Origin of the sequence: Georgenia sp. M64, assembly GCF_038049925.1 — a bacterium.
Classification (GTDB): domain Bacteria; phylum Actinomycetota; class Actinomycetes; order Actinomycetales; family Actinomycetaceae; genus Georgenia.
Genome location: NZ_CP145809.1, coordinates 737747 through 757824 on the forward strand (window position 1 = coordinate 737747; position 20078 = coordinate 757824).

At 73.9% G+C, this 20078-nt stretch carries 19 protein-coding genes and 3 tRNA genes; 17 read left to right on the forward strand and 5 right to left on the reverse strand.

Features of this window, described 5'->3' with window-relative positions; translation table 11 throughout:
* The 6 genes from AAEM63_RS03260 to AAEM63_RS03285 are packed head-to-tail and all read left to right on the forward strand — an operon-like array spanning position 1 to position 7416.
* Positions 1–930 carry an NADH-quinone oxidoreductase subunit J gene (locus tag AAEM63_RS03260; protein WP_341361297.1) on the forward strand — a complete coding sequence of 310 codons (930 nt, stop codon included), beginning with the start codon at positions 1–3 and terminating at the stop codon, positions 928–930.
* Entirely contained in the window at positions 927–1226 is a 300-nt protein-coding gene (gene nuoK / locus AAEM63_RS03265; RefSeq protein WP_123917021.1) for an NADH-quinone oxidoreductase subunit NuoK, read from the forward strand. Before AAEM63_RS03260 ends, nuoK begins: the two co-directional genes overlap by 4 nt.
* Positions 1227–1248: 22 nt before the next feature.
* Positions 1249–3225 carry an NADH-quinone oxidoreductase subunit L gene (gene nuoL / locus AAEM63_RS03270; protein WP_341360255.1) on the forward strand — a complete coding sequence of 659 codons (1977 nt, stop codon included), beginning with the start codon at positions 1249–1251 and terminating at the stop codon, positions 3223–3225.
* A gap of 32 nt (positions 3226–3257) precedes the next feature.
* Positions 3258–4835 (forward strand): NADH-quinone oxidoreductase subunit M, encoded by a 1578-nt coding sequence (locus AAEM63_RS03275; RefSeq protein ID WP_341360256.1) that lies wholly within the window; start codon positions 3258–3260, stop codon positions 4833–4835.
* Positions 4832–6397, forward strand: coding sequence for an NADH-quinone oxidoreductase subunit NuoN (gene nuoN / locus AAEM63_RS03280; protein WP_341360257.1), 1566 nt, complete (start codon positions 4832–4834; stop codon positions 6395–6397). The genes AAEM63_RS03275 and nuoN overlap by 4 nt, the downstream gene beginning before the upstream one ends.
* 14 nt (positions 6398–6411) lie before the next feature.
* Complete coding sequence (locus AAEM63_RS03285) at positions 6412–7416, forward strand: polyprenyl synthetase family protein (protein ID WP_341360258.1); 1005 nt, start codon at positions 6412–6414, stop codon at positions 7414–7416.
* Positions 7417–7420: 4 nt separating this feature from the next.
* Here the strand turns inward: AAEM63_RS03285 and rarD are convergent, their stop codons facing one another.
* Entirely contained in the window at positions 7421–8455 is a 1035-nt protein-coding gene (rarD, locus tag AAEM63_RS03290) for an EamA family transporter RarD (RefSeq protein ID WP_341360259.1), read from the reverse strand.
* A 139-nt stretch (positions 8456–8594) separates the two neighbouring features.
* On the opposite strand from rarD, the gene AAEM63_RS03295 reads away from it, so the two are divergent.
* From AAEM63_RS03295 to AAEM63_RS03305, 3 genes are all read left to right on the forward strand, one after another.
* Positions 8595–9992 carry an FAD-dependent oxidoreductase gene (locus tag AAEM63_RS03295; protein ID WP_341360260.1) on the forward strand — a complete coding sequence of 466 codons (1398 nt, stop codon included), beginning with the start codon at positions 8595–8597 and terminating at the stop codon, positions 9990–9992.
* 93 nt (positions 9993–10085) lie between these two features.
* A complete protein-coding gene (htpX, locus tag AAEM63_RS03300; RefSeq protein ID WP_341360261.1) occupies positions 10086–10940 on the forward strand; it encodes a zinc metalloprotease HtpX in 855 nt (284 codons plus the stop codon).
* A 17-nt stretch (positions 10941–10957) separates the two neighbouring features.
* Complete coding sequence (locus AAEM63_RS03305; RefSeq protein ID WP_341360262.1) at positions 10958–12463, forward strand: alpha-L-fucosidase; 1506 nt, start codon at positions 10958–10960, stop codon at positions 12461–12463.
* Here the strand turns inward: AAEM63_RS03305 and AAEM63_RS03310 are convergent.
* Positions 12454–12951, reverse strand: coding sequence for a YajQ family cyclic di-GMP-binding protein (locus tag AAEM63_RS03310; RefSeq protein WP_341360263.1), 498 nt, complete (start codon positions 12949–12951; stop codon positions 12454–12456). The two genes, AAEM63_RS03305 and AAEM63_RS03310, sit on opposite strands and share 10 nt — an antisense overlap.
* Positions 12952–13068: 117 nt before the next feature.
* Here AAEM63_RS03310 and AAEM63_RS03315 point away from each other — a divergent pair.
* From AAEM63_RS03315 to AAEM63_RS03350, 8 genes are all read left to right on the forward strand, one after another.
* A tRNA-Tyr gene (locus AAEM63_RS03315) sits at positions 13069–13153 on the forward strand.
* Between the two features lie 245 nt (positions 13154–13398).
* Positions 13399–13471 (forward strand) — tRNA-Thr (locus AAEM63_RS03320).
* A 41-nt stretch (positions 13472–13512) separates the two neighbouring features.
* Positions 13513–13586, forward strand: a tRNA-Met gene (locus AAEM63_RS03325).
* 60 nt (positions 13587–13646) lie between these two features.
* Entirely contained in the window at positions 13647–13814 is a 168-nt protein-coding gene (gene rpmG, locus AAEM63_RS03330; protein WP_123917029.1) for a 50S ribosomal protein L33, read from the forward strand.
* Between the two features lie 33 nt (positions 13815–13847).
* Positions 13848–14321 (forward strand): MaoC family dehydratase N-terminal domain-containing protein, encoded by a 474-nt coding sequence (locus AAEM63_RS03335; protein WP_341360264.1) that lies wholly within the window; start codon positions 13848–13850, stop codon positions 14319–14321.
* Complete coding sequence (locus AAEM63_RS03340; protein ID WP_341360265.1) at positions 14318–14752, forward strand: MaoC/PaaZ C-terminal domain-containing protein; 435 nt, start codon at positions 14318–14320, stop codon at positions 14750–14752. Before AAEM63_RS03335 ends, AAEM63_RS03340 begins: the two co-directional genes overlap by 4 nt.
* Entirely contained in the window at positions 14749–16008 is a 1260-nt protein-coding gene (locus tag AAEM63_RS03345) for an MFS transporter (RefSeq protein WP_341360266.1), read from the forward strand. The genes AAEM63_RS03340 and AAEM63_RS03345 overlap by 4 nt, the downstream gene beginning before the upstream one ends.
* Before the next feature lie 9 nt (positions 16009–16017).
* On the forward strand, positions 16018–17196 hold the full coding sequence (locus AAEM63_RS03350) for a UDP-N-acetylmuramate dehydrogenase (RefSeq protein ID WP_341360267.1): 1179 nt from the start codon (positions 16018–16020) through the stop codon (positions 17194–17196).
* Here the strand turns inward: AAEM63_RS03350 and AAEM63_RS03355 are convergent.
* From AAEM63_RS03355 to AAEM63_RS03365, 3 genes are read right to left on the reverse strand one after another with little or no spacing between them, the layout of a single operon-like run.
* Positions 17193–17945, reverse strand: a complete 753-nt coding sequence (locus AAEM63_RS03355; RefSeq protein ID WP_341360268.1) for an alpha/beta hydrolase — start codon at positions 17943–17945, stop codon at positions 17193–17195. The genes AAEM63_RS03350 and AAEM63_RS03355 overlap by 4 nt on opposite strands.
* Positions 17942–18910, reverse strand: a complete 969-nt coding sequence (locus tag AAEM63_RS03360) for an alpha/beta hydrolase (protein ID WP_341360269.1) — start codon at positions 18908–18910, stop codon at positions 17942–17944. Before AAEM63_RS03360 ends, AAEM63_RS03355 begins: the two co-directional genes overlap by 4 nt.
* Positions 18907–19923, reverse strand: coding sequence for an adenosine deaminase (locus AAEM63_RS03365; protein WP_341360270.1), 1017 nt, complete (start codon positions 19921–19923; stop codon positions 18907–18909). Before AAEM63_RS03365 ends, AAEM63_RS03360 begins: the two co-directional genes overlap by 4 nt.
* Positions 19924–20078 lie beyond the last annotated feature (155 nt).

A 20078-nucleotide genomic window follows, 5' to 3' on the forward strand; every position in this document is an offset into this window, starting at 1 on the left:
CTGCCCGCCGTCCTGCCGGCGACCCTGGCCCAGACCGGCACGGTCAGCGGCGGCGAGACCCTGCTCTTCTGGGTGCTCGCCCCCATCATGGTGCTGGCGGCCCTCGGCCTGGTGTTCGCCCACAAGGCCGTCTACGCGGCGCTCTGCGCCGTCGTGGTGATGATCTCCCTGGCGTTCCTCTACGTCGCCCAGGGCGCCCCGTTCCTCGGTGTCGCCCAGGTCGTGGTCTACACCGGCGCGATCATGATGCTGTTCCTCTTCGTGCTCATGCTCGTCGGCGTCGACGCCTCGGACTCCCTGCACGAGACGATCAAGGGCCAGCGCTGGGTCGCGGCCCTCGCCGGACTCGGGCTCGCGCTGGTGCTCGTGGGGGTCGTCGTCACGACGACGATGCCCGCCCCGGTCGGGATCGAGGCGGCCAACGCCGACTCCAACCCCGTGGGCGTCGCCCGGCTGATCTTCTCCGACCACGTGCTGACGATGGAGCTGACCGGGGCGCTGCTCATCACCGCCGCGCTCGGCGCGGTGACCCTCACCCACCGCGACCGGCTCACCGCGCGGCTGTCCCAGAAGGACGTCGCGGACGCCAAGATGCGCGCGTTCGCCGATCGGGGCGCCTCGATCGCGCAGCAGCCCGCCCCCGGCGTGTACGCGCGGTCGAACGCCGCGAGCGTGCCGGCCCTGTCGGCCGCGGGCCAGCCCATCGAGGACTCGGTCCCGCGCGTGCTGCGCATCCGCGGCCAGCAGGTCTCCATCGGTGAGGTCGCACCCCAGGTCGTCGAGGCGGTCGCGCGCCGCCGCGGCGCCACGCCCGCGGCCGACGTGCCCCAGTCCGGGCTGCCCGGCATGCCGGGCGAGCCGCCGCCGGCCCTGCCCGCGGCGCGCCAGGCCCCGGCCCTGACCGAGAACGCCGAGGACGGTAACCGATGAGCCTGCTCAACTACCTGGTGCTCTCGGGCATCCTCTTCGCCATCGGCGCCACCGCGGTGCTGCTGCGCCGCAACGCCATCGTGGCGCTGCTGGGCGTGGAGATCATGCTCAACTCCTCCAACCTCGCCCTGGTGACCTTCGCCCGCCTCCACGGCAACCTCACGGGCCAGGTGATCGCCTTCTTCGTCATGGTCGTCGCCGCCGCGGAGGTCGTGGTCGGCCTGGCGATCATCGTGTCCATCTTCCGAACCCGCAGGTCCGCGTCGGTCGACGACGTCAACCTGCTGAAGAACTGACCGGGAAGGCGTGAACACCACCATGCTGGGTTCTCTCACCGTGCCCACGGCCCTCCCGCTGGCCCTGCCGGGCGCCGTCGCCGAGCCGACGGCCGCCTCCGGCGCCGCGTCACTGGCGTGGCTCCTCGTCGCCGTGCCGCTGCTCAGCGCGGGTCTGCTGCTCGTCGCCGGACGCCGCGCGGACCGCTGGGGCCACTGGCTCGGGGTGCTCGCCTCGGCGGCGTCCTTCGTCGTCGGGCTCCTCGTCATCCTCCAGCTCCTCGGGCTCCCCGCGGAGGAGCGGGTCATGGACATCCACCTCTTCAGCTGGATCCCGGCCGGGGACCTCAGCGTCGAGGCCGGGATGCGGATCGACCCGCTGTCGATGACCTTCGTCATGCTCGTGACGTTCGTCGGCACGCTCATCCACATCTACTCCGTGGCCTACATGGAGCACGACCACGACCGGCGCCGGTTCTTCGCCTACCTCAACCTCTTCGTCGCGGCCATGCTCCTGCTCGTCCTCGCCGACAGCTACGTGCTGCTCTTCGTCGGCTGGGAGGGCGTGGGCCTGGCGTCGTACCTGCTCATCGGCTTCTGGAACTACCGCACCGACTACGCCGTGGCCGCGAAGAAGGCGTTCGTCATGAACCGGGTCGGCGACGTCGGCCTGCTCCTGGCGATGATGACGATGTTCGCCGCGTTCGGCGCCCTCGACTTCGCCACCGTCTTCAGCTCCGCCGCCGGCGCGGGGGAGGGGCTCCTCACTGCGATCGGGCTCTTCCTCCTGCTCGCCGCGACCGGCAAGTCGGCCCAGTTCCCCCTCCAGGCCTGGCTCGGCGACGCCATGGCCGGCCCGACGCCGGTCTCGGCGCTCATCCACGCCGCCACCATGGTCACCGCCGGCGTCTACCTCGTGGTGCGCTCCGGCCCGGTCTACGACGGGGCGCCGACCGCGCTTCTCGTCGTGGCGATCGTCGGCGCCATCACGCTGCTGTTCGGGGCGATCGTCGGTTCCGCCAAGGACGACATGAAGAAGGTCCTCGCGGCCTCGACCATGTCCCAGATCGGCTACATGATGCTCGGGGCGGGCCTGGGTCCCGTCGGCTACGCCTTCGCCATCTTCCACCTCGTCACCCACGGCTTCTTCAAGGCCGGGATGTTCCTCGGGGCCGGCTCGGTCATGCACGGCATGAACGACCAGGTGGACATGCGCCGGTTCGGCAACCTCTCGCGGTTCATGAAGATCACCTGGATCACCTTCATGATGGGGTGGCTCGCGATCCTCGGCGTCCCGCCGTTCTCCGGCTTCTGGAGCAAGGACAAGATCATCGAGTCCGCGTACGTGGGCGAGGGCTGGCAGCCCTGGGTTCTCGGCACCGTCGCGCTCCTCGGCGCCGGCATCACCGCGTTCTACATGTCGCGCATGTTCTTCATGACCTTCCACGGCAAGGCGCGCTGGACCACCGCGGAGGAGGGGGCCGAGCAGCACCCGCACGAGGCCCCGGCCCTCATGACGGTGCCCATGATCATCCTCGCGGTGGGCTCGGTGGGTCTGGGCTGGCTCATGGCCGCCGGCGACGGGTTCGTCACCTGGCTCGAGCCGGTCACCGGCCAGGTCGAGCACCGCGAGCCGGTGCTCCCGGTGCCGGTCATCGTGGTCGCCACCATCGTGCTCGTCCTCCTCGGCGCGTTCCTCGCCTGGCGCCGCTACGGCGCCGCCGAGGTGCCCGTGGTGGCCCCGGCGGGCTCGCCGCTCGTCGTCGCGGCCCGCAACGACCTGTACCAGGACGCCGTCAACGAGGGCGTCTTCATGCGGCCGTCCCAGTACCTCACCCGTTCGCTCGTCTACGCCGACTCTGCCGTCGTCGACGGGGCCGTCATGGGGCTGGCCCGGGGGACCTCCGGCACCGGCCGGGTCCTGGCCCGCCTCCAGAACGGTTACGTCCGCACCTACGCCGCGACGATGCTCGCCGGCGTGGTGCTCGCCCTGGTCGTCGTCCTCGCCTCGCGCGTCTAGGGCACTGAAGGAAGTAGAGGAAGTTGCAGACTATGAACGAGGCATCCTTCCCGTGGCTGACGGTCCTCATCGCGCTTCCGGCCGCGGCCGCCCTGGTGCTGTGGCTCGTGCGCCCGCTGCACCGCGTCGCGCGGCCCTACGCGCTGGTGGTGTCCCTGGTCGAGCTCGCCCTCGCCGTCGTGGCGGCCACCCTGTTCGACCTCGGCGCCGCCGGGGACGTCCAGCTCGGTGAGGTCACCCCGTGGATCCCGCAGCTCGGGGTCTCCTGGGCCCTGGGTGTCAACGGTCTGGGCCTGGTCATGGTCCTGCTCGCCGTGGCGCTCGTGCCGCTCGTCGTCCTGGCCGCGTGGCGCGACCAGGAGGTCGCGGTCCCCGGCACGGTGGTCGAGCGCCGCCAGATGGGCTACGTCGTGCTGGTGCTGCTCCTCGAGGCGCTCATGGTGGCGGTGTTCGCCGCCCGGGACGTGTTCCTCTTCTACGTCCTGTTCGAGGCGATGCTCATCCCGGTGTACTTCCTCATCGGCAACTACGGCGGCCCCCGCCGCCGCACCGCCGCCCTGAAGTTCCTCCTGTACTCGCTCGCGGGCGGGCTCATCATGCTCGTCGGCGTCGTCGCGGTGTACCTCGTGGGGCCCGGCGGCGAGCAGGGCTTCCTCGTCGACTCCCTCGCCGGGAGCATCACCACGAGCGTGTGGGGCGAACGGCTGCTGTTCCTGTCCTTCTTCATCGCGTTCGCGATCAAGGCCCCGATGTGGCCCGTGCACACCTGGCTGCCCGACACCGCCCAGCAGGCGCCGGCCGGCACGTCCGTCCTCCTCGTCGGCGTCCTGGACAAGGTCGGCACCTTCGGGATGATCACCCTGGCGATCCCGCTCTTCCCCGCGGCCGCCGAGTGGGCCGCGCCGGTCATCGTCGCCCTGGCCCTGGTCTCGATCATCTACGGCGGCCTGCTCGCGGTGGGCCAGCGCGACATCATGCGGATGATCGCCTTCACCTCGGTGAGCCACTTCGGCTTCATCGTCCTGGGCATCTTCGTCCGGGACGAGGTGGCCCTGGTCGGCGCGATGGTGTACATGGTCGCCCACGGCGTCTCGATTGCGGCGCTGTTCTTCGTGGCCGGGTTCCTCTCCGTCCGCGGCGGGACCCAGCACATCCCCGCCTACGGCGGGATGCAGCGCATCACGCCGGTCCTGGCGGGCACCTTCCTCGTCTCCGGCCTGGCCACGATCGCCCTGCCGGGCCTGAGCGGGTTCGTCCCGGAGTTCCTCGTGCTGCAGGGCACCTTCCGGGTCTCGGTCGTCGCCGGCGTCGTCGCCGTCCTCGGCGTCATCATCGCCGCCCTGTACATCCTGCTGCCCTACCAGCGGATCTTCACCGGCCCGCCGCAGGAGAGCCTGCTGGCGGTGCGCGACCTGCGCGCCCGGGAGAAGTGGGTCGTCGGCCCGCTCGTGGCCGCGATGCTCGCGCTGGGCTTCTACCCCGCCCCGGTCATCGACGCCGTGACCCCGCTGGCCGCGCAGCTCGCTCTCGACCAGCCCAGCTCCGTGGAGTCCGCCGACGCGGCCCACCTGCCGGCGTCCACCGCCGGGACGCACGAGGAGAACAAGTGAACACGTTCGTCGCACCCGCCGTCGACTGGGCGGCCCTGACCCCGATCCTCATCGTCCTGGGGGCCGCCGTCCTCGGTGTGCTCCTCGAGGCCTTCGTGCCGCGGCCGGCCCGCCGGGCCGTCCAGCTGGTGCTGAGCCTGCTCGCCACCGCCGCCGCGCTCGTGGCCGTCGTGTGGCGCTGGACGGTCGTCGAGGCCGAGGGGCCGCGTGAGATCGTCGGCGGCGCGCTCATCGAGGACGGTCCGACCCTGGCGGCCCAGGCGATCCTCGCGCTCGTGGGGTTCCTCGGGCTCCTCGTCATCGCCGACCGGACCGAGTCGGGCGAGGGGGCGTTCGTGGCCATGGCCGCCTCGCGGCCGGGCTCGCCCGAGGAGGCGGACTCCACCCGCGCCGCCTGGGTCCAGACCGAGGTCTTCCCGCTGACGATGTTCGCGCTGACCGGCATGCTGGCCTTCCCGGCCGCCGGCGACCTGCTCACCCTCTTCGTGGCGCTGGAGGTGCTGTCCCTGCCGCTGTACGTGCTCTCGGGCATGGCGCGGCGGCGGCGCCTGCTCTCGCAGGAGGCGTCCCTGAAGTACTTCCTCCTCGGGGCGTTCGCCTCGGCGTTCGTCATCTTCGGCATCGCGCTGCTCTACGGCTACTCCGGCACGGTGCGCCTGTCCGGCCTCGCGCAGGCCGTCCCGGCGACCGTGGGCATGGACTGGCTGCTCCTGGGCGGCTCCGTCCTGGTGATCATGGGCCTGCTGTTCAAGGTCGGCGCCGTGCCCTTCCACGCCTGGACCCCCGACGTCTACACCGGCGCCCCCACCCCGGTCACCGGGTTCATGGCGGCCGCGACCAAGGTGGCGGCCTTCGGGGCGCTCCTGCGCTTCGTCTACGTCGTCGTGCCCGACCTCGGCTGGGACCTCGCCCCGTTCATGTGGGCGGTGATCATCCTCACCATGCTCGTGGGCACGGTGCTCGGCATCATCCAGACCGACGTCAAGCGGATGCTCGCGTACTCCTCGATCGCCCACGCCGGCTTCGTGCTCATCGGCGTCATCTCCCTGCGGTCCCAGGGCATCTCCTCGGTGCTCTTCTACCTCCTCGCCTACGGCCTGGCCACGGTCGGCGCGTTCGCCCTGGTCACCCTCGTGCGCGAGCGTGACACCGAGGGCAACGTCACCGGCGAGGCGACGCACCTGTCCCAGTGGGCGGGGCTCGGGCGGCGCAGCCCGGCCGCGGCCGTCGCGATGGTCGTGTTCCTGCTGTCCTTCGCGGGGATCCCGCTCACCGGCGGCTTCATCGGGAAGTTCGCGGTGTTCTCCGCCGGCGTCGACGGCGGCGCGTGGGTCCTCGTCCTCCTGGCGGTGCTGGCCTCGGCCGCCACGGCGTTCTTCTACGTGCGCCTCGTCGTGCTCATGTTCTTCACCGAGCCCGACGGCGAGACCACCGCGGTGGTGGCCTCGGAGGGCCTGACCACGGTGGCGGTGGGCGTCGCCGTCGTCGGCACCGTGCTGCTCGGTGTCCTGCCCGGCCCGGTGCTCGACCTCGCCGCGCAGGCGGCGGTGTTCCTTCCTTGAGTACCGTTCCCCTCGTGACGACGACCATCCTCCCCCTGGGGGACGCCGAGCTCGAGGCCCGGCTCCAGCCCGCCATGACCGCGGTGGAGGAGCGGCTGCGCGCCGCCGTGGCCGGCGCCGACGCGCTCGTCGACGCCCCGGCGGCGCACCTGGCCGCGGCGGGCGGGAAGCGGCTGCGGCCGCTGCTCACCCTGCTGGCCGCCCAGCTGGGGGAGGGCACCGGCGACGACGTCCTCACCGCCGGGGTCGCCGTCGAGCTGACGCACCTCGCCACCCTGTACCACGACGACGTCATGGACTCGGCGCCGATGCGTCGCGGGGCGCCCGCCGCCCACGAGGTGTGGGGCAACTCCGTGGCCATCCTCACCGGGGACCTGCTCTTCGCCCGTGCGTCCCAGATGGTCGCCTCCCTCGGCCCGGACGCCGTGCGGGTCCACGCCGAGACCTTCGAGCGGCTGTGCCTGGGCCAGCTCCACGAGACCCTGGGGCCCGCCGACGGCCAGGACGCCCGCGCCCACTACATCCAGGTCCTCGCGGACAAGACCGGCTCCCTCATCGCGACCTCCGCGCGCTACGGCGCGACGTTCTCCGGCGCGGGCGCCGAGGTCGCCGAGGTCATGGCCCGCTACGGCGAGAAGGTCGGCGTGGCGTTCCAGCTCGCCGACGACGTCATCGACCTCTCGGCCGACGCCGCCACGACCGGCAAGACCCCCGGCACGGACCTGCGCGAGGGGGTCGACACCATGCCGGTGCTGCTGCTGCGCGAGCGTGCCGCCGCCGGCACCCTGGACGAGGCCGGCGCCGCCGTGCTGGCCCGGCTGGGCACCGACCTCGGCTCGGACGAGGACCTGCGTGCCGTCGTCGCCGGCCTGCGCGACCACGAGGTCGTCGCCGAGGCCAAGGCGCTGGCCACCGCGTGGGCCCACGACGCCGTCGCCGAGCTCGCGCCGCTGCCCGAGGGGCCGGTCAAGGACGCCCTCGGCGCCTTCGCCTCCCTGCTCGTGGACCGCCTGGCCTGACGCCTCAGGCGCGCACCAGGCGCCGGCGGGTCCGCTCGGCGCGCGCGCCGTCGACGCTGAGCACGACGATCGCGGCCCACACCAGCGCGAACCCCGCCCACCGCTCCGGCGGCATCGGCTCGTGGAAGACCGCCACGCCCACCGCGAGCTGGAGGGCGGGCGTGAGGTACTGGAGCATGCCGATGACGCTCAGCGGCAGCCGGCGGGCCGCCGCGCCGAACAGCAGCAGGGGCACCGCGGTGAGCGGCCCGGAGGCGACGAGGAGCGCCGTCAGGCCGGGGTCGGCACCGGCGACGCCGACCACCCCGGCGCCCGTCGCGCCCAGGACGACGAGGTAGGCGACCGCCACCGGGAAGAGCGCGGCGGTCTCGACGGTCAGGCCCGCCAGGGCGCCCACGGTCCGGCCCACGCGGTTCTTCACCAGCGAGTACAGGCCGAAGGTCGCCGCCAGGGTGAGGGAGATCCACGGCAGCTTGCCGTAGCCGACCGCGATGACGACGACGGCCGCCCCGCCGACCCCGGTCGCCACCCACTGCATCGGGCGCAGGCGCTCGCCGAGGACCACGACGGCGAGGAGGACGGTGACGAGCGGGTTGATGAAGTAGCCGAGCGCGGCGTCGACCGTGCGGCCGGTGTTGACCCCGTAGACGTAGACGAGCCAGTTCGCCGCCACCAGCGCCGCGCCGAGGGAGAGCACCGCCAGCGTCCGGCCGGAGCGCAGCACCGGGCGCAGGGTCCGCAGCGCACCGGTCACGGCCAGCAGGCCCAGGCAGAACACCAGGCTCCACGCCGCGCGGTGCGCGACGATCTCGACCGCGCCCGCCTCCTCCAGGAGGCGGAAGTACAGCGGGAAGGCGCCCCACATGAGGTAGGCGCCCAGGCCGTAGGGCAGGCCGCCGGTCGGCGTCGCGTCGGACGTCCGCCCGCCGGGTCCGGGGACGGTCCCGCCGGGGGCGCCGGGGGCGCCGGGGGCGGTGTCGGTCCCGGCGGCGGCTGCGGCCGGCGCTCCGGCTCCGGGCTCGGTGGGGGAGAGGCTCACCCACGCACTCTGGCAGATCCGCGGCCGGGGTGTGACGGACGCCGAACGACGCCGGACGCCCGCCGTCCTAGACTGGTCGCTGGACTTCCCAGGGCCGTGCCCAGCGCCGACGGCCCGGCACCCCGTACGAGAGGCACCCGTGACCAGCTCCCGCCCGTTGTCCGTCGCGCTCGTCGGCGCCGGCCCGGCCGGCATCTACGCCGCCGACATCCTGTCCAAGTCAGGGCTCGAGGTGTCCATCGACCTCTTCGAGCGGCTGCCCGCCCCGTTCGGCCTCGTGCGCTACGGCGTCGCCCCGGACCACCCGCGGATCAAGCAGATCATCGTGGCGCTGTACAAGATCCTCCAGCGCGGGGACATCCGGCTCGTCGGGAACGTCGACGTCGGCAAGGACGTCTCCCTGGCGGACCTGCAGCGGCACTACGACGCGGTGATCTTCTCCACCGGCTCCGACCGCGACGCCCCCCTGAACATCCCCGGGATCGAGCTGCCCGGCAGCTACGGCGCCGCGGACTTCGTCTCCTGGTACGACGGTCACCCCGACGTCCCGCGCACGTGGCCGCTCGAGGCCCGGGAGGTCGCGGTGCTCGGCGTCGGCAACGTCGCGCTCGACGTCGCGCGGATCCTCGCCAAGCACGCGCGCGACCTCATGGTCACCGAGATCCCCGAGAACGTCGCCCAGGCGCTGGCCGCGAGCCCCGTCACCGACGTGCACGTCTTCGGCCGCCGCGGCCCGGCGCAGGTGAAGTTCACCCCGCTGGAGCTGCGCGAGCTGGGCAAGGTGCCGGACGTCGACGTCGTCGTCTACGACGAGGACTTCCAGTTCGACGAGGGCTCCGAGGAGTCCATCCGGTCCTCGAACCAGACCAAGCAGGTCGTCAAGACCCTCATGGACTGGACGCTCAAGGACCCCGCCGAGCGGACCGCCCCGCGCCGCATCCACCTGCACTTCATGCACCGGCCCGTGGAGGTGCTCGGCTCCGACCGCGTCGAGGGCATCCGCACCGAGCGCACCGAGCTCACCGGCGACGGCAGCGTGCGGGGCACGGGGGAGTTCGTCGACACCCCCGTCCAGGCCGTCTACCGGGCGGTGGGCTACTTCGGCTCGCCCGTCCCGGGCCTGCCCTTCGACGAGCGGTCCGGCGTCATCCCCAACACCGAGGGCCGGGTCCTCGGCGACGACGGCGAGTACCTCACCGGCGTCTACGCCACCGGCTGGATCAAGCGCGGCCCGGTGGGCCTGATCGGCTCGACGAAGTCCGACGCCCAGCAGACGATCGCGCACCTCGTCGAGGACGCCCGGGCCGGCCTGCTGCGCGCGCACGGCGACGCCGTCGGGCACGAGGCGATGCTCGCCGAGCTCGACGCGGCGGGTGTGCGGTACACGACGTGGGAGGGCTGGGAGCTCCTCGACGCCTTCGAGCAACAGCTCGGCCAGGCCTACGAGGGGGTCGAGCGTGAGCGGGTCAAGGTCGTCGAGCGCGAGACGATGACGGCGATCTCCCGCGGTGAGGAGCACGACGGCCGCCTGCTCTGAGCAGGTCCCCGCGGCCGGATCGGCGCCGGAACCCCGGACGGGCGCCGATCGTTGTGGTCGGTGGTGGCACACCGGCCGAGGAGAGGATCGTGGATGAGGCACCACAACGGCCTGAAGACGACGCTGCTGTTCGGGGCGATGTGGGCCCTCATGCTCGGCATCGGCGCCCTCGTCGCCAACGGGACCGGCCGGTCGGCCTTCATCTGGGTCTTCGCGGTCATCGGCCTCGCCACTACCTTCTACGGCTACTGGAACTCCGACAAGATCGCCATCCGGGCGATGCGGGCCCGGCCGGTCAGCGAGGCCGAGGCGCCGGGCTACCACGCCATCGTCCGTGAGCTCGCGACGGCGGCCCGCCAGCCGATGCCCCGGCTCTACATCGCGCCCACGGCACAGCCCAACGCCTTCGCCACCGGGCGCAACCCGCGCAACGCCGCCGTGTGCTGCACCGAGGGCATCCTCCAGATGCTCGAGCCGCGCGAGCTGCGGGGCGTGCTCGGGCACGAGCTCATGCACGTGTACAACCGGGACATCCTCACCTCGTCGGTGGCCGCGGCGTTCGCGGGGGTCATCACCTCGGTCGCGCAGTTCATGCTCTTCTTCGGCGGCCGTGACCGCAACGCCAACCCGCTCGCCCTGCTCGCGACGGCGCTGCTCGCCCCGATCGCCGCCAGCCTCATCCAGCTGGCGATCTCCCGCACGCGCGAGTACGACGCCGACGAGGACGGCGCGCAGCTCACCGGCGACCCCCTGGCGCTGGCCTCCGCGCTGCGCAAGATCGAGGCCGGGACGAGCGCCCGGCCGCTCCAGCCGACGCAGCGGCTGGAGAACGTCAGCCACATGATGATCGCGAACCCCTTCCGGGGCGGCGGGGCCGCGCGGATGTTCGCCACCCACCCGCCCATGGCCGAGCGGATCGCACGTCTGGAGCGCATGGCCGGGTACTGAGCCGGTACCGTCCCCCCGTGCCGAGAGCGACCGGGTTCGACGACCGCCTGGCGTCCGTGCGCCCGAGCGCCCGCCAGCTCGCCTGGCAGGCGCGCGAGCTCTACGGGTTCCTCCACGTCGGGATGAACACGATGACCGACGCCGAGTGGGGGACCGGCCGGGAGGACCCGGCGCTCTTCGACCCGCCCGACGTCGACGCCGACGAGTGGGTCCGCTGCCTCGCCGGGGCCGGGATGACCGGTGTCGTCCTCACGGCCAAGCACCACGACGGCTTCTGCCTGTGGCCGACGGCGACGACCACCCACTCCGTCGCCGCATCCCCCTGGCGCGAGGGACGCGGGGACCTCGTCCGTGAGGTCGCCGACGCCGCCCAGCGGCACGGCCTCGCCCTGGGCATCTATCTCTCGCCGTGGGACCGCTCGCACCCCGCCTACGGCAGCGGTCGCGCCTACGACGACGTGTACGTCGCCCAGCTCACCGAGCTGCTGAGCGGCTACGGCCCGGTGTTCTCGGTGTGGCTCGACGGGGCGAACGGCGAGGGACCCACGGGCGCCCGGCAGGTCTACGACTGGGAGCGGTACCACGCCGTCGTCCGGGAGCTGCAGCCCGACGCCGTCCTCAGCGTGTGCGGGCCCGACGTGCGCTGGTGCGGCAACGAGGCCGGGCACACGCGCCCCGACGAGTGGAGCGTGGTCCCGCGGGCGCTCCAGGACGCCGAGCGGACCGCGAGCCAGTCCCAGCGCTCCGACGACCCGGGCTTCGCCCGGCTCGTGCGCAGCGACGATGAGGACCTCGGCTCACGCGCCGCGCTGGCCGGGCAGGACGAGCTCGTGTGGTACCCCGCCGAGGTCAACACCTCGATCCGCCCGGGCTGGTTCCACCACCCCGCCGAGGACGGCGAGGTCCGCTCCGCCGACGAGCTCTTCGCGCTCTACCGCTCCGTGGTCGGGGGCAACGCCACGCTCCTGCTCAACGTGCCCCCGGACCGGCGGGGCCGGATCGGGGCACCGGACAAAGAGGCGCTCGCCGGCCTCGGCCGGCGCGTCGCCGCGCTGCGGGCGTCGGCGCTGGACGCCGCCGTCGAGGCCTCCTCCGGGGAGGTCCTCGACCCGACCCTGCCGGCCGCCTCCCGGTGGCTCGGCGGCGTCGCCGGGACCGCCCCGTGGTGGCGGCCCGCGGCGGACGACCCCGAGCCGACGCTGACGCTCGACCTCGGCGCGGTCGAACCCGTGGACGCCGTCGTCGTCAAGGAGGCCATCCGCGAGGGGCAGCGGGTCGAGGGCCTCGTGGTCAGCGGCCGGCGCGACGGCGTGTGGCGCGAGCTCGCGCGCACCGGCTCGGTCGGTTACCAGCGCATCCTCGGCATCGGGGCCGAGGTCGACGCCCTGCGGCTGGCGGTCACCGCGGCCCGGGGGGTCCCCGTCCTGGCGGGAGCGGCTGCGCTGGCCGCCGGCGCGGTGCCGCCCGGCGCGGTGCCGCCCGGCGCTGTGCCGCCGCCCGGCGGCGGGTCCGCTCAGCGGTAGTTGACGAACTGGAGCGCCGCGTCGACGTCGTCGGCGCCCTTGAGCAGGGCGATGACGGCCTGGAGGTCGTCGCGGTTCTTCGAGCTCACCCGCACCTCGTCGCCGGTGATCTGGGCCTTGACGCCCTTCGGGCCGGCATCGCGGATCAGCTTGGTGATCTTCTTCGCGTTCTCCTGGTCCAGCCCCTCCTTGAGCGACCCGGCCAGCCGGTACTCCTTGCCCGAGGCGCGAGGCTCGCCGTCGCCGAGGTCCAGGGCCTTGAGGGAGACGCCGCGGCGGATGAGCTTGGTCTGCAGGACGTCCAGGACGGCCTTGACCCGCTCGGCGGAGTTGGCGGTCATGGTCACCACGTCGCCGGCGAGGGTCACCGAGGCGCCGACGTTCTTGAAGTCGTAGCGCTGCGCGATCTCCTTGGCGGCCTGGTTGACGGCGTTGTCCACCTCCTGGCGGTCCACCTTGCTGACGATGTCGAAGGACGAGTCGGCCATGCGTGTGCTCCTGTGGTCGGGACGGTCGGGATCTCACGGCTGTGACCATCATCGCGCACCCGCCCGGCGCGAGCACGCCGCGAACCTTGCTATCGTTGTCCGCGCACCAAGCCACGAGGCGGGTTACCCGAGTGGCCAAAGGGGGCTGACTGTAAATCAGCTGCGGAATGCTTCGGGGGTTCGAATCCCTCACCCGCCACCACAGGCGATGTCCGACATCGCCGCCGGCCCGGATCCTCCCAGGAGGGTCCGGGCCTCGTGCGTGCGGGCTTGGTGCGTCCAGGCCTTCGCGCGTCCAGGCCGGCCACCGAGGGCGCCCGTCGGCGGTCGCCGAGGGTGTTCAACCGCCTTGCCGGGGGGCCAACGGCGGTGTGAGCGGAGTCACCGGGCGGAGGCCGTCGACGGATTTCACGTTCGGCGCCGAGTCCATGTAGGCTCGTCCGCGCTGCCCCGATAGCTCAGTCGGCAGAGCGTCTCCATGGTAAGGAGAAGGTCAAGGGTTCGATTCCCTTTCGGGGCTCAGGTCTGCGGATCGTCGCACGGTCGACGGTCCGCCGACGAGGCGGGGTAGCTCAGTTGGTGAGAGCGCACGACTCATAATCGTGAGGTCGCGGGTTCGAGCCCCGCCCCCGCTACCGACAGACGAAGCAGCCAAACCCGGCCGCTCGCACGAGGCAGGAACGTGAGGAAACGCCGTGGCCAAGTCCACCGACATCCGCCCGAAGATCACTCTCGCCTGTGAGGTGTGCAAGGAGCGGAACTACATCACCAAGAAGAACCGTCGGAACAACCCCGACCGTCTCGAGCTGCAGAAGTTCTGCCCGCGCTGCAACGCCAAGACGGCGCACCGCGAGACCCGCTGACCCGCGGTCGTCCCCCTGCCCTAGGCTGGCGGGATGACCGAGAGCAGCACCCGCCCCACCGGCGTCGACCAGACGCTCGTGGGGCGTTCCTATGCCCCGCGGGAGACGTACGAGGTCTCCCGGGTCAAGATCGCCGAGATGGCCGAGGCGACGGGTGCGACCCACCCGGCCCACACCGACCCCGACGCCGCCTGGGCCCTGGGCTACGCCGACCTGGTGGCGCCCCCCACGTTCGCCGTCGTCATCGCCCAGCGCGCCGAGCAGGCCTACGTCGCCTCGCCCGAGTCCGGGATCGACTTCTCCCGCGTCGTCCACGCCGAGGAGCGGCTGACCCACCACCGGCCCATCGTGGCCGGGGACCGGCTGCGCACCACCGTCCACGTCGACCGCATCGTCGAGCGTGCGGGCATCACCCTCGTCACCACCCGGGCCGAGATCGCCGACGCCGAGGACGCCCCGGTCGCCACCGTCGTGTCCGTCCTCGCCGTGCGGGGTGAGGGGCGATGAGCGAGGTGCGCCGCCCCGTCCTGACCGAGCTCGAGCCCGGCACCGAGCTCTTCGCGCGGACCTTCACCGTCGACCGGGCCCGGCTGGTGCGCTACGCCGGCGCCAGCGGCGACTTCAACCCCATCCACTACAGCGACCGGGTCGCCCACGAGGTCGGGCTCCCCGGCGTGATCGCCCACGGGATGGCCACCATGGGACTGGCCGGGGCCGCCGTGGAGGACTGGGCCCAGGACCCCGGCGCCGTCGTCGACCTCGGGGTGCGCTTCACCCGGCCCGTCGAGGTCCCCGACCCGGGCGCCGCCGAGGTCGAGGTGGTCGGCACGGTCGGCGCCGTCGACCTCGCCGCCGGCTCCGTCAGGGTGGACCTGCGCGTGACGAGCGGCGGGACGTCGGTGCTGGCGAAGGCCCAGGCCGTCGTCCGGCTCGCGTGAGCGGCTCGTCCGCGGCGCACGTCCCCGGCCCCGGGCCCGGCGTGCCCGCCGAACGGCGCCGGGCCGACCGTGCCGCCTGGGCCACGTTCGCCGTCTTCACCCTCAACGGGCTCGTCTTCGCCAACTGGGTCTCCCGCCTGCCCGCCGTGCGCGACGCCCTCGACCTCACCCCGGCGCGCCTGGGGATCCTGCTGCTGGTGGGCTCGGTCGGCTCGGTCCTGGCGCTGCCCCTGACCGGGGCGGTCGTCCAGCGCATCGGGACGCGCCGCACCGTCGTCCTGGCCGCGACCCTCAACGTCGTCTCCTTCGCGCTCGTCGCCGTCGCGGTCGGCATCGGTGAGGTGGGGCTCCTCGCCCCCGCGCTGTTCGCCGCCCAGGCAGGGATCGCCGCGTGGGACGTCTCGATGAACCTCGAGGGCGGAGCGGTCGAGCAGGCCCTGGGCCGGGCGATCATGCCGCGGTTCCACGCCGGGTTCTCCCTCGGGACGGTGCTCGGGGCGGGGATGGGCGCCCTGGCCGCCCTCGCGGGGATCTCCGTGACGGTGCACCTGCTCGTCGTCCTGGGCCTGATCTACGTGGCGGTCCTGCTCAGCGTGCGCTCGTTCCTGCCCGACCCGCCACTCGCGGCTGCGGCGGATCGCCACCACGGCTGGCGCACCACCTTCCGCGCCTGGACCGAGCGCCGCACCCTGCTCGTCGGGCTCGTCGTGCTCGCCGCCGCCCTCACCGAGGGCGCCGCGAACGACTGGCTCGCCCTGGCCGTCGTGGACGGCTTCGGCACCACGAACGCGGTGGGCGCGGTCGGGTTCGGCATCTTCGTCACGGCCATGACGGCGATGCGCCTGGTGGGCACCGAGCTCCTCGACCGGTACGGCCGGGTGCCGGTCCTGCGCCTGTCCACCGCGCTGGCCCTGGTGGGGCTGCTGCTGTTCACCCTGGCGCCCGCGATGCTGCCGGCGCTGGCCGGGGCGGTGCTGTGGGGCCTGGGGGCGGCGCTGGGCTTCCCCGTGGGCATGTCCGCGGCGAGCGACGAGCCCGTGCACGCCGCCGCCCGGGTCTCCGTCGTCTCCTCCATCGGCTACACGGCGTTCCTCGCCGGCCCACCGCTGCTGGGCCTGCTCGCCGAGCAGGTCGGCTACCGGCTCTCGCTGCTCGCCATCGCCGTCCCGCTGGTGCTGGGCCTGGCCCTGGTGCCGGCCGCCCGGCCGATCGGCGCGGCGGCCCGCGAGGAGGAACCCCGCCCCTCCCGGCCGTAGCCTGGGTGCATGGCCGAAACCACCACGCCCGGCACGGACCCCGCCGGCGCCGCCCTCGCCGAGCGGCCCGTCGGCCCCCGGCCCACGCTCGCCGACCTCACCACCCTGCGTGTGGGCGGCCCGGTCGCGGCCTACGCCGAGACGCACAGCGAGGCCGAGCTCGTCGACGCCGTCCGCGGCGCCGACGAGGCGGGGACCCCGCTGCTCGTCCTCGGCGGCGGCTCGAACGTCCTCGCCGCCGACGCCGGGTTCGACGGCATCGTCGTGCGTGACGCGCGGCGCGGCGTCGACGGCGTCGCCGACTCCTCCTGCGCCGGTGCCAACGTCGTCGTGCCCGCCGGCCAGCCGTGGGACGAGGTGGTGGCCACCGCCGTCGCCGAGGGGTGGATGGGCGTCGAGGCGCTCTCGGGGATCCCCGGGTCCACCGGGGCCACGCCGGTGCAGAACGTCGGCGCCTACGGCCAGGAGGTCGCCGAGACGCTGTCGTCGGTGCGCGTGTACGACCGGCTCGAGCGGCGCACCCGGCTCCTCGCCGTCGGCGAGCTCGGCCTGGGCTACCGCACGTCGCTGCTCAAGCGCTCCCTCACCGACGGGACCGGGGGGCGGCCCTGGGGACCCACCGGGCGTTACGTCGTCCTCGACGTCACCTTCCAGCTGCGCCTGGCAACCCTCTCGGCGCCGGTGCGGTACGCCGAGCTCGCCCGGAGCCTCGGGGTCGACGTCGGGACGCGCGTCCCCGCCGCCGAGGTCCGCGAGGCGGTCCTGGCCCTGCGCCGGGGCAAGGGCATGGTCCTCGACCCCGAGGACCACGACACCTGGTCGGCCGGCTCGTTCTTCACCAACCCGGTCCTGCCCGTCGCCCTCGCCGAGGAGCGTCTGCCCGTCGACGCCCCCCGGTTCCCGGTCACCGACCACACCGCCATCGGCCAGATCGGCGGGGCCGCCCCGGTGGTCGAGGGCCTGGTGAAGACCTCGGCCGCGTGGCTCATCGCCCACGCCGGCTTCGAGAAGGGCTTCGGGGAGGGCCGGGCGACCCTCTCCACCAAGCACCCCCTCGCCCTGACCAACCGGGGGTCCGCCACGGCGGCCGACCTGCTGGCGCTGGCCCGGACCGTGCGCGACGGCGTCCGGGACCGCTTCGGCATCGAGCTCGTCCCGGAGCCGGTGCTGGTGGGCCTCGAGCTCTAGGGCGAGGTCTCGCCGCCGATCTCGGCGACGGCGTCGAGGATCTGGTCCACCACGGCCGGGTCGCCCAGCGGACGGAAGTGACCCTGGGCCGCCAGGTCCACGTTGCGGGCACCGGCCAGGCGCGACCTCCCCGGGATGTGGGGGTCCCAGGCGGGGGCGAGGGAGACGATGCGGGCGTCGACCGACCGCTCGCGGCGCAGCGTCCGCAACGACCTGGCCGTGGGCGACAGGCGGCCCACCGAGGTGAACGGCGGGAACATCCACGCCCAGACGGACCCGCGCCACGGCGTGGCGACGGCGACCATCCCCGCGACCCGGTGCCCGGCGGGGGAGAGCATCGCGGCCTTGCCGACGAGCCCACCCTTGGAGTGGGCCACGAGGACGACGTCGCGCAGGTCCCGCTCCTCGAGGTAGCGGCGCACGGCCTCCGCGCCCGCCGGCACGTCGCGGCGGTTGAGCCCGAGCGCCTCGACCACGTGCACCTCGTGCCCGGTGCGGCGCAGCCGGTCCGCGAGCGGGGCGAGGAAGCGCCAGGTCTCGAAGATCCCCGGCAGGAGGACCACGGGCGTGCCCGGCCCCTCCGCCACGCGCCCGGCGGCCGCGCCCGGTGCGATCTCCGCCAGCCCGCGCCCGGGCCGGACCTTGGCGGCGAGGTCACCGGCGCCCGCACGCACGAGGCGCGAGGTGGCCCAGACGTAGTCCGCGGCCCACGCCCGGGGGCGGGCGAGGAGCGTGCGCCGCCGGCTCACGGCGCGGCCACCGCGCGGGCCGCCGCGACGACGACGTCGGGGTCGTCCACGAGCACGGTGTGCGCGGCCCCCGGGACGGTCACCACCTCCGTCGGGGCGCCGCAGCGCCGGGCCAGGGTGGCGGACCAGTGGGCGGGCACGAGGGCGTCGTGCTCCCCCCGCACGATGACCACCCGGCCGTGGGGCGAGAGGCGGGTGATCGCGTCCTCGATCGGGTAGGCCAGCATGACCGGGACGACGTCGAGGAGCCACCGGGTGGTCGTGGCGAGGTAGGCACGCGCCACGAGGCGGACCACCCGCCCCGGCTCGTGGACGGCGGACTGGACGTAGCGCAGCACCTGACGGCCCAGCGACCGCTCACGGGCGTTGACCGGCGGGCCCACCAGGACCGCCCGGTCGTAGGTCTCGGGGCGCCGCGCCATGAGCTCCACCACCACCTGTGCGCCCATGGAGTGCCCCACCAGGACAGCCTCACCCACGCCGGACGCCGCCACCACCTGGTGCACCAGCTCGGCCTGCTCGGGTACCGAGAGGACCGCGGGCGGGGCGGGCAGACCGCGCGAGGCGGGCAGGTCCAGGAGCAGCACCTCCCCGTGCGCGGCCAGGCGCCGGGCCACCGGCAGGAGGTAGCGCGAGGACAGGCCGGCGCCGTGGACCAGGACGAAGGCGGGACCGGGCGGGCCGGGCATCCGCAACTCGCGCACGAACACCTCCCCGACGCGACGGACGGCGACCTCCTGGACCCGCCCCGGTGCGCTCCCGGCGCCGGCCCGTGGGTCCGTGACGGTCGTCGCGCCGTCGGCCGCGGTGCGGCCCTCGGGAGCCGGTCCCTCGGCCGCTGCGGGTCCCTCGGCTGCCAGGAAACCCTCGGCCGCCGCGGCTCCCCCGGTGGGCGCGCGTCCCTCGACATCCCCGGCGGGCGGCTCGACCCGGACGGTGCGCGGGCTCAGGACCGGCCCGGTCACGTCGCGAGCCAGGCGTCGACGTCGGCGAGCATGGCCGCCCGGGAGCGTTCGGTGGCGAGGGAGGCGCGGATGGATCCGCGCGCGAGGTCGGCGAGCGCGTCGTCGTCGAGCCCGTGCTCCTCCCGGGCGATCCGGTACTGGTCGACGAGCCGGGAGTGGAAGAGCAACGGGTCGTCCGCACCGAGCGCGACCTGCGCCCCGGCGTCGAGGAGCGCCCGCAGGGGAACGGCACCCGGCCCCGGGTAGACACCGAGGGAGACGTTGGAGGCCGGGCAGACCTCCAGGGCGATCCCCGCGTCGACGACCCGCGCGAGGAGGTCCGGGTCCTCCGCGCTGCGCACCCCGTGCCCGAGCCGGACGGGCTTGAGGTGGGCGACGACGTCACGCACGTGCTCGGGCCCGAGCAGCTCCCCGCCGTGGGGCAGACCGGCCAGGCCCGCACGGCGGGCGATGCGGAACGCCGCGGCCCAGTCGGCGGTGTCGCCGCGCCGCTCGTCGTTGCTCAGGCCGAAGCCGACCACGTCGCCCGGTCCGTCCCCGGCGAACCGGGCCGCGAGCCGGGCGAGGGTGCGCGCGTCGAGCGGGTGCCGGGTCCGGGACGCGGCGACGACGACGCCGACCTCCACCCCCGTCGCCGTGCTCGCCGCGCGGGCCTCGTCGACGACGATCTCCAGGGCCGGCGTCAGGCCACCGACCCAGGGGGCGTAGGAGGTGGGGTCGACCTGGATCTCGAGCCGGCGCGAGCCCTCGGCGGCGTCGTCCTCGACCGCCTCGCGAACGATCCGGCGCATGGCGTGCTCGGAGCGCACGACCGCGCGTGCGGAGTCGTAGGAGCGCTGGAAGCGGAACCAGCCGCGCTCGGATGCGGGGACGCGCAACGGGTCGGCGTCGAGGAGGTGATGGGGGAGCCGGACGTTCTGCTCGGCGGCGAGCTCGCGAAGGGTGGACACGCGCATGGACCCGGTGAAGTGGAGGTGGAGGTGGGCCTTGGGCAGCCGGGTCAGGTCACGCACCCGGCCGAGTCTGCCATCAGCGCCGCACGGCCGACGGCGCGGCGGGCCCGGGCACCCTCCCGACGACGGCGGCCGTGCCGGCGCCCCCGGCGTGCCGTGCCGACGCCCCGCGCGGCCGTGTCCGGCCGCCGGCAGCCGCGCGCTGTGGTCAACTA

Coding starts and splice junctions, on each gene's coding strand:
- nuoK (WP_123917021.1), top strand. CDS start 927: ATGAGCCTGCTCAACTACCTGGTGCTCTCGGGCATCCTCTTCGCCATC.
- nuoL (WP_341360255.1), top strand. CDS start 1,249: ATGCTGGGTTCTCTCACCGTGCCCACGGCCCTCCCGCTGGCCCTGCCG.
- AAEM63_RS03275 (WP_341360256.1), top strand. CDS start 3,258: ATGAACGAGGCATCCTTCCCGTGGCTGACGGTCCTCATCGCGCTTCCG.
- htpX (WP_341360261.1), top strand. CDS start 10,086: ATGAGGCACCACAACGGCCTGAAGACGACGCTGCTGTTCGGGGCGATG.
- AAEM63_RS03310 (WP_341360263.1), bottom strand. CDS start 12,951: ATGGCCGACTCGTCCTTCGACATCGTCAGCAAGGTGGACCGCCAGGAG.
- AAEM63_RS03335 (WP_341360264.1), top strand. CDS start 13,848: ATGACCGAGAGCAGCACCCGCCCCACCGGCGTCGACCAGACGCTCGTG.
- AAEM63_RS03340 (WP_341360265.1), top strand. CDS start 14,318: ATGAGCGAGGTGCGCCGCCCCGTCCTGACCGAGCTCGAGCCCGGCACC.
- AAEM63_RS03350 (WP_341360267.1), top strand. CDS start 16,018: ATGGCCGAAACCACCACGCCCGGCACGGACCCCGCCGGCGCCGCCCTC.